Genomic DNA, 15,493 nt, shown 5'->3' with positions numbered 1-15,493 from the left:
AACCGAAAAGTAAAACCGACAGACTTACAGAATAAAAACATACGGAAACATGTTACCAGCATCTTCCCGTATGAAATATTCAATAGCAGGTCTTAAAACGAACTAAAGAAATAATTTTTTAATCTTAAATCATTACAAAAATATGACAAAGAATTGTTATATCCAACTTGGTGCACACTTTTATGGTAGATTCTGGTGGGTGCCTAAATTAACGAGAACCATGAAGTTAACCTGTTTATTACTGTGTATGTCTATCAGTATTGCATTCGCTTCTCATTCGTATGCACAAACTGCAACATTGTCAATCCGCATGACGGAAAAAACAGTGGCGGAAATTCTGGAAACGATAGAGAAACAAACCGACTTCCAGTTTTTCTACAATAGCAAGCTGATAAATGTAAACCGGAAAGTTTCTGTAAACGCACAGGATGCAGATGTTTTTGTTGTGCTGAATCAATTGTTCGAGGGCTCAGATGTTCACTATAAGGTGGTGGATAGGGATGTGATTCTGACAAAGATGAATGTTCCGGTTGATGAAAAGACAAGAATAACCGGACGTGTTTTGGATGAATATGGAGAACCGATAATTGGAGCGAATGTCCTTGTTAAGGGTACTTCCTTCGGCTGTATTTCAGATATAGAAGGAAAATTTGAATTTGAGACTCAGGATATTGGAAATGGGGTATTGCAGGTTTCATATATTGGATATATTACTCAGGATATACCATTGAAAGGGAAAACAAGCTTAATTGTAAAACTGGAGACGGATGTATTGAAGGTATCGGAAGTCGTTGTAGTAGGGTATGGGTCAGTAGAAAAAAAGGAATTGACTTCTGCGGTTACGTCTGTTTCCAGCAAAGACTTTTTACAAGGAGCGTTTACTAGTCCGTTGTCTATGATTGATGGAAAAGTTTCAGGTGTGAGTGTTTCAAATCCGGCAGCAGCAGATCCGAATGCATCTCCTAATATACAAATGCGTGGTGCCTCTTCTATTGATGCGGGAAATACGCCGTTGGTTATAGTTGATGGAATGCCGGGAGCTGATTTGAGAAACATTGCAAATCAGGATATAGAATCGATAACAATTTTAAAAGATGGTTCGGCGGCAGCTATTTATGGTTCTCGCGCTGCTAACGGGGTTATTTTGATTCAGACGAAAAAAGGTAAGGCAGGAAAAGTTTCTGTTACCTATGATGGCTATATGGATCATGACATGGTTGCTAATAAGCCGGAAGTCCTTTCTGCAGAGGAGTTTCTGGCACATAAAAGAGATATAGATTTTGGCAGTCATACAAATTGGTATGATCAGTTATTGAGGAAAAATAACATAGACCAGAATCACTACGTTGCCATATCCGGTGGAGGAGAGAATCTAACATTCCGGGCTTCGGCTAATTACAAAACGAAGGAGGGGTTGGATATTGGTTCTTCCCGAAAAGAATATGGTGTCCGAATGGGGTTTTCTGCTAAAACGTTGAAAGGATTGTTGGAAGTGAGTGGAAATTTGTCTACACGCGTAATAAATGAAGAATATGTAGACTATAAAGTGTTTCAGCAAGCAGTTAAGCTGAACCCTACTCATCCGATGATGGATAAAGACGATCCTGATAAATATAGTATTTTGTACGGATTTGACACCTACAATCCTGTAGGAGATATAAAAGACCAGGAAAATGGCGGAGATAGGCAGTTCTCCCTTGCCGATTTTAAAATTAAGTTGAATATTTTGCCTAATCTGAATACCGAGGTTTCTTTGGCAAGACAAAGCCAAGAGTATTTGAGACGCCTGTACATCAATTCCAAGCATAAAGAATCTGTAGATAACATGCGTCAGGGGCGTGCTCGGTTGCAGAATGAAAACTGGACGGATTATACCTTTGAATGGATTGGTAATTATTTCACTTCAATAGATAAACATACCATTAAATTAATGGCAGGATATTCGTACCAAGAGTTTAATCATCGGATGTTTTTTGCAGAAAATGCGAACTTTCCCTCTGATGTGCTTTCTTACAATAATCTGCAAGCGGGGGATTGGAATATGGCCTCCGGACGTTTGGGTATGGAATCATTGAAAGAAAAAGAAAAGACAATCGGTTTTCCTGCCCGTTTAAATTATAACTATGATGATACGTATTATTTGACTGCTTCCGTCAGGTATGAAGGGAATAGCAAATTTGGCGCTAATCATAAATGGGGTTGGTTTCCTGCGGCCTCAGCTGCATGGCGTTTGTCTAATTTGCCTGTGATAAAGTCTGTTAAGAATATTGATGAATTAAAGCTTCGTTTCTCGTATGGAGCAACGGGACGTTCCGGCTTCCCGATGTATTCGGCACTGGCTCGTTATAAAGGGGGCGAAAGATGGCAGAATGATCTTGGACAGTGGATACAGACATGGGGACCGGCAAATAACCCCAATCCCGATTTGCACTGGGAAAAACAGATATCGTATAATTTAGGGCTCGATTTCGGATTCTTTCAGAATAAGCTATCCGGTAGTCTTGATGCTTATATACGGAAAGGGAAGGACGTTATTTCCAATTATGATGCTCCTCTTCCTCCTTTCATGTATGACCAGATATTTACAAACGTAGCCTCTACCAGTTCAAAAGGCATCGAACTAACGCTGAATTGGGATGCAGTCCGGACAAAGGATTTTTCTTATTCAACAAATGTTATAGTATCTTATACCAAGTCTAAATTGGATAAATTCTCAAATGGTACATATCAGAAGGGATATATGGACCGTTATTATTTGCCTGCTCCCGGACTTCCCGGATATGCACAGCGTTTGAAAGATGGAACGGAAGTTGGAACATTTTGGGGGTTAAAATATGCGGGAGTCGATGAGAGCGGTAATATGTTGGTGTGGAAGGATGCCAAAGAAGGAGGCGAGAAAATACTGGCTAATGGGGTTGCCAGTGATGCCGACAAAGGCAACATTGGGCATGGAGCTCCTCGGTATGCATTGACTTGGGGGAATACGTTGCGTTATAAAGGCTTCGATCTGACTTTGTATTTTCAGGGAAAGTTTGACTATCAGATATTGAATATGTATCAAATGTATTATGGTTTGATGGCGGAGCCGGGTATTAATTTGTTGAAAGATGCTTATGGGAAGAATGGACATATTACTTCGGGAAAGGTGATGTGTGATTACTTTCTGGAGAACGGAAATTATTTCAGACTTGATAATATTACTCTAGGGTGGACTCCGAGTTTAAAAACAGACTGGATTAGCAATTTGAGAATATACGGTACAATAAAGAATGCTTTTACGCTTACCGGATATTCCGTAATGGACCCTACGGCTGTTGATATAAATGGCTTGGAACCGGGTGTCAGCGGTCTTAATGTCTATCCGGTGGCTCGTTCTTTTACAATTGGGATCCAAATATCTTATTAACCTTAAATTATCTATTATTATGAAGCTGTTTAAATATATAATAAGTTTATGTATAGTTGGCTCCGTTTGGGTTTCGTGTACGAATCTGGATGAAGAGGTTTTCAGTCAGATTACGGCTACCAACTATTATCAAAATAGTGAGAATGTTTATGCTGCTCTGACAAGCAATTATACATGGGCTCATAAAACAGGATGGGAAGATGCCCGTTATTTTTTACAGGAGGTAACGGCCGATCAATTAATGATTCCCACCCGTGGAAAGCATGGATATAACGGTGGTGAATATGTTCGTTTACATGAGCATAAATGGACAGTGCAGGAAAATTTTGTTTATAATGCATGGGTTGGGCCTTATAAGGGAGTTACGTTGTGCAATAATGTGATTTCAGATTTTGAAAAATTAGATTTTTCTAGATTTAAATTAAATGAGAATGTAAAAAATCAGTATATTGCCGAAGTACGTGGACTTAGAGCTTGGTATTATATGTTTTTGATCGATTTTTTCAGATATGTGCCTATAGTTACCGGAGTAGATGAGATAAAAGGACAATCTTCTCCTCAGGAAGTTTTTGATTTTATCGAGTCAGAACTGTTAGCTGTTATTCCGGCGTTGCCGAAAAATATAACTTCTTCACGTCTCGACCAAGGAGGGGCTGCCTCTATATTGGTACGTTTGTATCTAAATGCTGAAAAATGGACGGGAAAGTCCCGTTATGATGATTGCGCGCGCGTTGCTCAGGAAATTATAGACGGTAAATACGGTAGTTATAGTATCGATCCGGATTATCGCGGTCCCTTCCGGGCTGGTATTAACGGATACAAGTCGCCGGAAAACATATTTGAGTTTGCCCATAAAAAAAATTATCTGGAAGCATCATGGATGTACAATATGTGGATGCATTATCAGGATCGTTATTCTTTGGATAATGACTGGCAAGGTTGGAATGGAGGAAATCTAGCTCCGTCAAGAGACTTGAGAGGCAATCTTTACCAAGACAAACTGGGGATGCCATTTGAGAAATTTCCGAATGAGGATATTCGGAAAAAACCGTTTAGAGTGACGAGTGTGGAAGGTGATTATGAAGGCTTTTTCCTTATGGGCACGCAATATAAGTTTGATTATGACAAAGGTTATGGCTATACCGATGAGATCATTACAGGTACAGAAGAATATAACGGAAAGCCTTTGGTTTATGTAGATCAGGTAGGCCGTTTTTCAGAGGGGGAAGCCGGACTAGCTAAAGGTTCCCATGTTATATATGGAGAGGAAAATACAGGGTATCGTTTAATTAAATTTCCTTGGCTTCCTCAATCCAAAGATTTATTTCAAATGAACTCTATTCCTGAAATACGATTGGCGGAAATTTATTATTCATTGGCTGAGTGTAAGTATCGGGCAAATGATAAATTGGGTGCGGCTCGTTTGTTGGATGCTGTGAGAAAGAGATATTTCTCGGCTGCAGATTGGCCTCGTTTTAGTTATGAACAGAACCTTGCAAAACTGACTGATGATGAGTTTGTAGATGAATTGGGGCGTGAATTTTTAGGCGAACGCCACCGTCGCATAGATTTGATAAGATGGAACCGTTTCAGTGAAGGAACTTGGTGGGACAAGAGCCCTGATGCATCAAATCAAGATGTTTTCCCTATACCCTACAGGGCACTCAATGCCAATCCATTGTTAGAGCAAACAACACCTGGTTTTTAATTGTTTAACTATATAAATTACCATTATGAACAAAACAAGTATCGGAAAGCTGTTAGCTTTATTTGTGTGTTGCCTTACTTTGGCAGCTTGTAGTACAAAGAATGACTTTAAACCGTTGTTTGCCGACGATTTGTCGAATGCAGATTATGACCAGGCCGTGTGGAGTATGCAGGATGGTATCTTGACTGCTAATGCCGATCAGGCTATTTGGACGAAAGACCAGTATGAAAATTTTGTATTGGAACTGGAGTTCAAAACAGACGTGAATACTAATAGCGGTGTTGTTATTTATTGTCCGGACAAAAAAGACTGGATTCCTACATCTATAGAAATCCAGATTGCCGACGATCATCATCCACAATGGAAAGAACTTGCGGAAAATCTGCGTTGTGGTGCTATCTTCGGACACAAAGGGGCAAATGAACAGCTGGTTGTTAAGGAGCCGGGTGACTGGAACCAGATGACTGTCACAGCCAAAGGTCAACAAATTGATGTGGAGCTAAACGGTAAAAAGATTGTTTCGGCAAATCTGGCCGATTGGACTTCCGGTACAAAAAATCCTGACGGAACAGATATTCCGGCCTGGTTGCCTAAACCATATTGCGAAATACAACCGAAAGGCTATATCGGTTTTCAAGGCAAGCATGGCGAATCCGGTATATGGTTCCGCAACATAAAGATTAAACAATTGTAAAAGAGCCGGTAGCCTGAAAAAAAATCAGGCTGCCTTTAAACCTTTTGCCTCGTTTTCGGTCTATTGTTTCGAAGCGCTTCACAAACAAGTATTAATTAAACGAATTGGTATAGTTTTATGAAAAAGGTAATAGGTTTGTGTTTAGTTATTGTATTAAGTTCCGTTTCAGTATTTGCCCGCGATGGCAAAAGAATGGATAAAAGAAACGATGATTCATCCAAACGTTATGAAACGATGGTCGAATCATTGAAATTGGATGAAAAACAAGCTGCCGAGTTCCGTAAGATCAATCAGGAATTTGCTGATAAAATGAAGGTCGAGCGTGAAAAAGCAAAGGTTGTCCGTGATAAAAAACGTGCCGAAATGACGGCTATGCGTACAGAACGTGATGCTCAACTGAAAAAAGTTCTTACTGAAGAACAATACAAATTATATCAGGAAAAGATGGCAGCAAAGAAGATTCACCGCAAAGGAAACGGACGAAGATAATTATTTCACTTGAAAGGTGACGGTGGACAGTTGACGGTTGCATACGCAATATTTTTGACTGTCCATTGTTGTTTATCAGCTGTCAACTTTAATATTATATCATGATGAAAAAACTGCTGTTAAGCTTGCTGGTACTGCTGTTATGTGCATGCCATTCCGAAGAATCGTTTTTTAAGATGAGAGGTGTTGTTCTCTCCGTTCACGATCTGGAAACCGTAGATTGGCCCCGCTTGGCTGCCGATAACGGTATAAACACTATTGGTACACATGTTACTCCCAAGGAAGTAGAAGCTTTTATCAAATCTGAAAAAGGGCAGAAGTTCCTTGCCGATTGCAATAAATATGGCATTCAGGTCGAACATCAATTGCATGCTATCCACGAATTATTACCCAGGGAATTATTTTCAGAAGACTCTACCTTGTTCCGTATGGATGAAAACGGGAATCGCGTGGCCGACTTCAATTGTTGTGCCAGCTCTTCTAAAGCATTGGATATAATAGCTGAAAACGCAATTCATTATGCTAAACTACTTCCGTCTACTAATCATCGCTATTATTATTGGCTGGATGATGGTGCACCTCTTTGCTTTTGTCCGGAATGTGCTCATCTTTCCGGAAGCGAACAGGCTTTGATGATAGAAAACCGGATTATACAAGGACTTAAAACGATTGATCCCAAAGCACAGTTAGCCCATCTTGCTTACCATACTACTATGGAAGCTCCCAAGAAGGTAAAACCGGCCGATGGCATTTTCCTTGAGTTTGCACCTTTTTATCGTAGTTGGGAAAAACCTCTTTCCGACGAATTTGCTAGTGGAAGAGGTATGACACATGCCGAAAACATAAGGTTTTTGGAAGATAATTTAAAGGTATTTCCGGCCGAAACCGCAGTTGTACTTGAATACTGGCTGGATGTTTCCTTGTTTAGCGATTGGAAGAAACCGGCTGTTAAACTGCCTTGGCATCCTGACGTATTTATGTCTGATTTGGAAACGTATGCCGGATTCGGTATTAAAAACATTACTTCCTTTGCTGTTTATATGGACGACCGGTATTGGCAACAGTACCCTGACCAGACTTTCCTGAAAGATTATGGTGAAGGAATGAAGCGTTTACAGTAAAACCGGGCAGTGAAAAGCTAATAGTTCAGCCATTGTTTGAAAGAAGATAGCTTTTCTTCACTGATTGTTATCTTTTCTTTGAAAGCCGGTCTTACAATCACAATAATCTTCCCGTTGAAGTAAGGTTCGGCATGATCTACTGCATCTATGCAAAGAATAATCTGTCGGTTGGCCCGGAAGAATCGTTCCGGGTCCAGTTGCTCCATAAGTTTGTTTAATGAGAAGTCTATCGCATGTTCCTGCCCTTTTTTTGTTACGGCAAAGACTACTTTATTCTCCGAATAAAAATAAGCAATACCGGATAATAGTTGCTGAAACCGGAAATAAGGTGTATGAAGCCGGATGGGAAAGGGGCGAGGGGGGATAGAAAGTTGGTATATAAAAAATCCCCCCACAATCTGTAAAAGACTGTAGGGGGATCTCTTTCTATCTGAAAATATCTCTTTTTGCTTTGTCTGAGATAAAATTATAGAGTTGTTAATTTCAAGTTACGCCAGCGAACTTTAATTCCGCCGCCATCATGAATCTGCAATGCGATACGTCCTTGTCCGGCACCGATCTTTTCGTCGTTGATGTTTACCATTTCTTCACCGTTTAACCAAGTCTGTACATTGTCGCCATTTACTTTGATGCGTAGGGTGTTCCAGTCGCCTTCTTTCAGTATGTTTTCTTTTTCATCCGGAATCTGGATCAACCAGCCGCGGCCGTATGATTCATAAATACCGCCTGTGTCATGCCCTTTAGGAGCTACTTCAACTTGCCAGCCGTTTACTTTTGCTCCATCTTCAACGAAAGAACGGATAAACACGCCTGAGTTGCCATCGGCTTCCTGTTTGAATTCAACAGTCAGATCGTAATTGTCATAATAATCGCGTGTAGCCAGATAACCATATTTTTTGTCCGGACCACTTTCGCAAACCAGTAAACCATTATTGTCTACATACCATTTTTCCGTTCCATAGGCTTCCCATCCGGTCAGGTCTTTACCATTGAACAATACAACTTCTTGTCCGGTTTTACGTGGAAGTTCTTTAATTTTAATATTACGGAATGAAGCAGGATAACCATGGTCTTGCAGACATAATACACCTTTCTTTGCTAATCCGTATTCAGTAGCCTTAGCCCATTTGCCGCTGTTCTTTTTTGCATGCCAGTCATCTGTCCAGGCTTCAAATTCCAGAATTTTTTCTCCGTTCAGCCAATGTTCTACATGGCCGTTGTCGAATACGATCTTGGAGTTGTTCCATTCGCCTTGCGGGTTTACTTTCATTTTGGCTTTATCGGGCAGATGCATTGCATAGTCTACGCCTAACTTTTGCCATTCTTCCAGTGGCTCCGGGAAGTTCGGTTCGTCTATCAACTGATATTCCGGGCCGGTTACGTAAGGAACAGAATACTGTGGACGTTCAACCACATGATACAACATGCCGCTGTTTCCACCTTTGGAAAGTTTCCAGTCCCAAGACAATTCAAAGTTCTCATACTCTTTGTCTGTAACGATGTAACCGCTAGCATCGCTACCGTCTCCTTTAGCTTGAATACATCCGTCTACAACATGCCATGGCTGTGTAAGCGTAGTACCGTTGTAATCTTTCCAGCCATTCAATGTTTTACCGTCAAACAACAATTGCCAGCCTTCGGCAACTTCTTCGGGAGAAAGCGTGTTTTGCTCTTTTTCGGCACAAGAAGAGAACAAGGCTAATGAAACTGCACAAGAAGCTAATAGACTGGTGGCAGTCATTTTACTCATAATAAATTCCATTTTTTAGAAGTTAGATTAATATTAGATTTAAATACTTTTCAGCCACAAATATATAGATAAAAACCGAAAGTCAATACAAGAATGTAACAGGATAGATGTTAATAGGATGAAATATGTCAAAATACACTTCTTAGGGAACCTGTTTGAGAGAACGGAATTAGTCATCCCGATCATTTTTGCAAATCATCCCGATGATTTATAAAAATGATCGGGATGAAATATTTTTCTTTGAGTGGTTGTTATTTTGAAACTTAATAATTGGAGAATATAATATTTAGTTTTGTGCCAATCTGTAATCGTTGGGTGCTATTCCTGCTATCATCATGCTCTTTAATAGGTTATTATTTGGTGCGGAACGCAAAATAATGTATATTTATAGCCTAATATGATGTAAATGGATATATGTTGTAACAACGGAACAAGAAATGAAAGCATGAGCGATGCCCCGAACAGGGCTTCGGGAAGCGGAAAGATATCTTTTCCTGCTATTTTAATGCCTGAAAATTTGGAAGTTTCGAAAATTCGTGTAAACACACACACACACACACACACACACACACACACACACACACACACACACACACACACACACACACACACACACATACAATTCTAATTCGCGTGTAATTAAGCAAAAACTTCTTAATTACCAATACTTTCGCAATTCGGCTTATGGCTGTTTTGCGTCTTTTTTTATTGCTCCATTTCTCCTTTTCTCCCGATTCTTTATCCGGCAATTCTCGCTACCCGCGCAATACGGGAGGGTAGTGGATTGTCTGTCTGTCCATGAAATAAAAATAAGAAACCAGATGATACGAACTTTACTTGCCTTTCCGGGCCGCTGCCACCACGCGGTTGCGTGCCTTGCGCTGATCTTTTTATTATCGCCAGCCGCATTAAAAGCACAGAACGGGAATATCGTTCCCGGCACGACTGAACGCGATTCAGTGATGATGCGCACGACGTTTTATTTTTCGCTCGGCAACGGCGAATGGATTGAGCGGAGCGATTACCCGAAATCGGGGTGGTTGGTTCGCTGGGCCGGGGCGAACCCTGATGCACGGATCGTCATCCGGGGTTGGGCGGATGCGAGCGGACGGGCGGTGCTCAACGATACGCTCTCGCTACGCCGTGCACGCACCGTGCGCAACTACCTTGTACGGAAGGGTATCGCCGCCGAACGGATCGCCTACGCGGGTGCAGGCGTGGATACCGGAGCGGAAAGCCCGGAGAAAGCACGCCGTGCCGATGTGCAGGGCATTGTCAGGCTTGCCCTTGCGGATGCACCGGAAGTACGGGCGGAAACCGAAAAGGTTGAGCCGCCTGTTCCGGAGAAAGAAATAACGGTAGAAGAACAGCAGCAAGCGGAACAACCGGCCCTCACGGTAACGCCGGAAACCGTATCTTCTTCTCCCCGCTACGTGGCCGTCAAGACCAATCTTGCGGCATGGGCAGGCACGATTATGAATGTGGCGGCAGACGTGCAGGTGAGCGAACATCTCTCCGTCGAACTTCCGATACTGTGGTGTCCGTGGCACATCGGCAGCAAACACGCCATCAAGACCTTTACCATCCAGCCCGAAGCCCGTTACTGGCTATCGAAGCCCGGCGAAGGGCATTTCTTCGGCGTACACGCACACGTTGGCTGGTTCAACGTGAAGTGGAACCGCGACCGCTATCAAGACACCTCCCGTCCGCTCTTGGGCGCAGGTATCAGTTACGGTTATCTGCTGCCCTTTAATGAGCATTGGGCGGGCGAGTTTACGCTCGGCGCAGGCTATGCCAACATGCGCTATGACACCTACTATAATATAGATAACGGCGCACGCATCGACACACGTACCAAGAACTATTGGGGCATCACCCGTGTGGGGCTTTCCGTGGTCTATCGCTTTAACCTTAAAAAGTAACGGCTTATGAAACAGAAATACACGATAGGATTTATCGCCCTTGTGCTGACAATCTTCCTTGCCGGTTGCGTACACGACTACCCTGGCATGACGGAAGACGGCGAAGAAGGCATCGACCCCACGCTGGTAGAAGTCAACACCGAAGTGACGCTCGACCTGGAACTTGTTCCGCTGGAAATCATCACGCAGAAAAATGCCCGCAGCGGAACAACGAAAGCCAACGACGGCTACCGCCGCCGTTTCATCATCGAGGCGTGGCGGGAGGGCAAGCCCACAGCCCGGCAGGTGACGGTGATGGAGACCGCCGAAGAGGACGGAGACGCGAAAATCACGCTCCCCATCCATCTGAAACTGCATGCGCTGGACTATACTCTCGCCGTATGGACGGACTACGTAAAGGCAGGCACGATGGACGACCTCTATTACGATACGGACAACTTGCAGCAGGTAGCCTGCACCGATCCCTATACGGGTAGCACCGACTATCGGGACTGCCTTTATGGAACCGCCGCCCTCGACCTGCGGCAATACCGAGACGAATGGAATGCAAAAGTGCAGATAAAAGTGGACATGGTGCGCCCGCTGGCGAAGTATGAGATTATAGCTACCGACGTGAAGGATTTCCTCCGCAAGACAAAGAAGCAACGTGCCGATGATGAAACATTTACGATTACGTTCTCCTACGGCTTCTACCTCCCCACGGTGTTCAACGTCCTCGCGGGCAAGCCTGCGGATTCGCGGACGGGAATAGCCTATACCACCCCGCTCGCCGTCCCCACAGACGGACAGGAGGAATGCTCCATCGGAACGGACTTCGTGTTTGTGAACGGCACGGAATCGTTCGTCAGCCTCTCGATGGAAATACGCGACAGCGGCGGCAACGTCATCAGCCGCACCACCGGGCTGGAAGTGCCCTACCGACGGGGACACCTCACCACCGTGCGTGCCCGTTTCCTCACCAGCGAGATGCAGGGAGGCGTGGACATAGACCCCGATTTTGACGGAGATATAGACATAGACCTCGACGGTCTGCTACATTGATAAAAAGAGTGAATTACCAATAAATTAAAAATCAAAATTATCAAGCACATGAAAAAGTACCATCTTTACCTCTGGATTATCGCCCTCGTGGGGCTGATAACCTCGTGCAGCCAGGACGAAACCGATGCGCTGCAAACCGCTACCGAGAGCAACCGCGTGACCCTCACCGCCTCGCTGCCCGAAGATTTCGCGCAAATCGGGACACGGGCATTGCCCACGGCTCCCTCCGACTACAAACTTCGCTGCATCCTCGAAGTATGGACGCAAGGGGCACCAGATCAAACTCCTGTGTTGAAACAGCGCATAGAACAAGCGGGAATGACCGGTGACAACGTAGTATTCGATTTCACGATAGATGAAGGCAAATACTACTGCCTTTTCTGGGCGGACTTTATTGCAACGGACTCAAAAGGTATTTCTGCCACAATCGGAGGCCTAAGCTGCACGCATTACGACGACAAGTTTTATGCCACTAATGACGTCACCAACGGTCTGAAAGCCATCTCGATTATTGAAAACGTGTACGCCTTTAACACCGATGCCCGTGACGCTTTCTGCGGTCTCTATGCATTAGAGAAGGGGGCTACTGCCGTGACAAATCCGACTATCCCTGCACTGACCCGCCCGTTTGCCAAACTGACGATAAAAGAAAAGAATGCTACAAACTACGGCTATTGCAGCGGGCTGCAAGCCCGGTACACTGTACCTAAAAACTTTAATGTATTAAGCGGAATAGCAAGCGGCACAGTTACGGTGACCTGCAACAGCAAATCAGCCGAATCGCAAACCCTCTTCTCCGACTATATCTTTACCGAAGCCTCTTCCACTTTAGGCAGTATTGATTTGACCTTTACAGGGACTGAGGGCAAAGATTTGCAGTCGGTCACCATCCCTGCCGGAATCCCCCTCAAGCGCAACTACAAGACCAACGCTACCGGAAGCCTGATTTCGGAAAAGCCGGTATCCATCAAAGACGTGAAACTGACTGTGGACATCAACAGCGACTGGACAACATCGGATGTGGAGTACAATACCGACGTCGCCCCTGCCAGAAATATCCTCGACCCTGTAAAGACCGCCGGAAGTGGCGACAAAGCCGAAGACTACCATTACACCATCGCCACCGCCGAACAACTGGCGGCGTTGTCCACGCTCGCGAAAGCCAATGCGGTGATAACGGGCAGCACCGAAGCCATGTATCGTAATGCCAACTACGTGCTCGACGCCAACATCGACCTCGAAAACAAACCGTGGACACCGATATATAATTTTTATGGAACTTTTGACGGACAAGGCAATACCATCAGCAATATGAACGTTTCAATCAACTCCACCGATGAAAACTATGAAGCTCGTGGCGGATTGTTCGAAGCTATCGGAGGTAAGGTCAGCAACCTTATCGTGGAGGGAGCGGTCACCGTAACCGGAGCAAAGCATTGCTTCGCCGGAGGTATATGCGGCCTTGTGGCTGGAACTATCGAATTCTGCCGTTTCAACGGTACCGTTTCTTCCACCACCTCGAACAACAACGCGGCGAACGCTGCCGGAGGGATTACGGGGAGTTATGCCGGAAACACGCTAGCTATCACCGGCTGCATTGCCAATGCACAGGTGACGATTAGCGGCGGAAAAGCAGAAAGTTCCGGAGCAGGAGGTCTGGCAGGCGATATAAATGGCAGAAACTGTTCCTATTCGGCGTGGAACAGCGGCTCCAGCGGAGGAACTACCGATATGATAGGCAAGAACAACAACAGCGACGGAGCCGTCGGCACGGGCAACAACAACTTCACCGACATCAGCACACTGAACAGCCAGCTTAACGGCATCAACAACGGCGTGTCCGAAAGCACTTATAAGTGGCAAACAGGCGATAGCGGCACTGCTTACCCGAAGCTCGTTCCGCGCACGCCTGTCATCAACTGACCTGTGGCAAACAGCTATTCGGACAGCCATGCGTCAATGTCCGGGTGCTGCCGAGCAATGCAATAAATCTTTATTTATCTGTTTCCGGTAAGTTGATATAATGTAAAAAAGCGACAATATAAGTTGGGGTGAATAGTCCTTTTTTGAGTGCGAATGTTTTTTTATTTGTGATATTCAGTTTGTTACAGCTTTTTTTAAGCCATGTTGAGGATTTTTTCCTGTTTTACATTTGCATCGTGTTCAATGGTGAGCACATAACAAATTAAATTTATAAATTATGTCACAAGGATTTAAGTTGGTACAGCGTTCATGTAAACCTGGCGAAAAGGATGCAGCTAAGAAGTATTATGCAGTAGCAAAGAGTAATGGAACGTCTGGTTTGAAACATTTATGTAAATTGATTGCTGCCCGTAGCACAGTTTCAAGTGCGGATGTCAAAGCGGTTCTGGATAACCTTAATTTTGTAATGGATATGGAATTGCAGGAAGGTCGTATTGTTCAGTTGGGTGAATTTGGAAATTTCCGTTTGTCTGTTAGTAGTGATGGGGTAGACGAAGAGAAGGATTTTAACAACAGTCTGCTTCGTAGAGCGAAAATCGTTTTTACACCGGGGAAAGAACTTCGTGAAACAAAGATGACCACCGAGTTTACAAGGGTAATCCCGGAAGTGGTGGAAAAGGAATGTGATCGTCCTCATACTGTATAATGTCAAGATTGACATTTCAATTGGTAATGGCCTTGCTGCTTTGTGTGGCAGGCCTTACTCTTTTATTTATGGGATTTTGGGTGCCTCCTTCGGGTGAAATACATGGAAGCATATTAGTTGCCTTTGGAGAAATCAGCACATTTGCCGGTGCATTGGTCGGCGTAGATTATTCATATAAATTAAAAAACAAGTAAGATGAATGCAGAAAAAATTATGGATATATTATCGGTAGTCAGTCGTTGTATTGGGATTGTTAAGAGAATGATCGGTAAGATAACCGGAAAAAATAAACCTCAGAATATGCCTTCTAAAGAACTCGATGAATAATCTCGTACCTTATATATAAATGAATCTCCCGGCATAGTTATCCAATAAGATTGGTGTAATTTTTTTTTCAATATGTAACTTGCGGATGTTATGCAAATTAGGTTGTGCGCCTTGTTTTGTTTAAAAAAATAGTTGGAATAAAGTTTGGAATATATGTTTAAGAGCATTACTTTTGCATCCGCATTCGAGAGAGAATGATTGGTGAATAGATATTGAACAATATTTTTATCAAAAAAGTTCCATAAACATTTGGAGCTAATAAATAAAAAGTTTTATCTTTGCATCCACGTTCGCTAAAAAGCGGGTGTATAACGAGTTCTTTGAAAGATTTACATACAACAAGTAGTACAAGTATTATACAGACATTAGATGTTTGTTTTATAGAATAATAATACCGTCAATTACT

Annotated in this window: 12 protein-coding genes and 1 pseudogene; 11 read left to right on the top strand and 2 right to left on the bottom strand. The window is 43.5% G+C overall.

Going from position 1 to position 15,493, the window contains the following annotated elements:
• Nucleotides 1–220 precede the first annotated feature (220 nt).
• The 5 genes from C4S38_RS08485 to C4S38_RS08465 all read left to right on the top strand — a co-directional run bounded on the left by C4S38_RS08485 (nucleotide 221) and on the right by C4S38_RS08465 (nucleotide 7,418).
• Entirely contained in the window at nucleotides 221–3,406 is a 3,186-nt protein-coding gene (locus C4S38_RS08485; RefSeq protein ID WP_234999327.1) for a SusC/RagA family TonB-linked outer membrane protein, read from the top strand.
• 19 nt (nucleotides 3,407–3,425) lie between these two features.
• Nucleotides 3,426–5,114, top strand: a complete 1,689-nt coding sequence (locus C4S38_RS08480) for a RagB/SusD family nutrient uptake outer membrane protein (RefSeq protein ID WP_103983378.1) — start codon at nucleotides 3,426–3,428, stop codon at nucleotides 5,112–5,114.
• 25 nt (nucleotides 5,115–5,139) lie between these two features.
• Complete coding sequence (locus C4S38_RS08475; protein ID WP_103983377.1) at nucleotides 5,140–5,808, top strand: 3-keto-disaccharide hydrolase; 669 nt, start codon at nucleotides 5,140–5,142, stop codon at nucleotides 5,806–5,808.
• A 117-nt stretch (nucleotides 5,809–5,925) separates the two neighbouring features.
• Entirely contained in the window at nucleotides 5,926–6,297 is a 372-nt protein-coding gene (locus C4S38_RS08470) for a hypothetical protein (protein WP_103983376.1), read from the top strand.
• A 101-nt stretch (nucleotides 6,298–6,398) separates the two neighbouring features.
• Nucleotides 6,399–7,418, top strand: coding sequence for a DUF4838 domain-containing protein (locus C4S38_RS08465; protein WP_103983375.1), 1,020 nt, complete (start codon nucleotides 6,399–6,401; stop codon nucleotides 7,416–7,418).
• A 17-nt stretch (nucleotides 7,419–7,435) separates the two neighbouring features.
• On the opposite strand, the pseudogene C4S38_RS16045 reads toward C4S38_RS08465, so the two are convergent.
• Together C4S38_RS16045 and C4S38_RS08455 are read right to left on the bottom strand one after the other, a co-directional pair.
• A pseudogene (locus C4S38_RS16045) lies at nucleotides 7,436–7,720 on the bottom strand (LytTR family DNA-binding domain-containing protein); the annotation flags it as partial.
• Between the two features lie 164 nt (nucleotides 7,721–7,884).
• Nucleotides 7,885–9,159, bottom strand: coding sequence for a 3-keto-disaccharide hydrolase (locus C4S38_RS08455; RefSeq protein WP_394340844.1), 1,275 nt, complete (start codon nucleotides 9,157–9,159; stop codon nucleotides 7,885–7,887).
• 830 nt (nucleotides 9,160–9,989) lie between these two features.
• Between C4S38_RS08455 and C4S38_RS08445 the strand changes: the two genes are divergently transcribed.
• The 6 genes from C4S38_RS08445 (at nucleotide 9,990) to C4S38_RS16230 (ending at nucleotide 15,087) form a co-directional block, all read left to right on the top strand.
• Entirely contained in the window at nucleotides 9,990–11,090 is a 1,101-nt protein-coding gene (locus tag C4S38_RS08445) for a DUF3575 domain-containing protein (protein ID WP_103983371.1), read from the top strand.
• A gap of 6 nt (nucleotides 11,091–11,096) precedes the next feature.
• A complete protein-coding gene (locus C4S38_RS08440) occupies nucleotides 11,097–12,131 on the top strand; it encodes a DUF6562 domain-containing protein (RefSeq protein WP_103983370.1) in 1,035 nt (344 codons plus the stop codon).
• A 48-nt stretch (nucleotides 12,132–12,179) separates the two neighbouring features.
• A complete protein-coding gene (locus C4S38_RS08435) occupies nucleotides 12,180–14,054 on the top strand; it encodes a DUF6562 domain-containing protein (protein WP_103983369.1) in 1,875 nt (624 codons plus the stop codon).
• Between the two features lie 277 nt (nucleotides 14,055–14,331).
• Entirely contained in the window at nucleotides 14,332–14,760 is a 429-nt protein-coding gene (locus tag C4S38_RS08430; RefSeq protein ID WP_103983368.1) for an HU family DNA-binding protein, read from the top strand.
• Nucleotides 14,760–14,954, top strand: a complete 195-nt coding sequence (locus C4S38_RS08425; RefSeq protein ID WP_103983367.1) for a hypothetical protein — start codon at nucleotides 14,760–14,762, stop codon at nucleotides 14,952–14,954. The genes C4S38_RS08430 and C4S38_RS08425 overlap by 1 nt, the downstream gene beginning before the upstream one ends.
• A gap of 1 nt (nucleotide 14,955) precedes the next feature.
• Nucleotides 14,956–15,087, top strand: a complete 132-nt coding sequence (locus tag C4S38_RS16230; RefSeq protein ID WP_262497702.1) for a hypothetical protein — start codon at nucleotides 14,956–14,958, stop codon at nucleotides 15,085–15,087.
• Nucleotides 15,088–15,493 lie beyond the last annotated feature (406 nt).

This window comes from Parabacteroides chinchillae (assembly GCF_900108035.1).
Taxonomy (GTDB): Bacteria; Bacteroidota; Bacteroidia; order Bacteroidales; family Tannerellaceae; genus Parabacteroides; species Parabacteroides chinchillae.
This window is presented reverse-complemented; position numbering and strand designations above follow the sequence as displayed.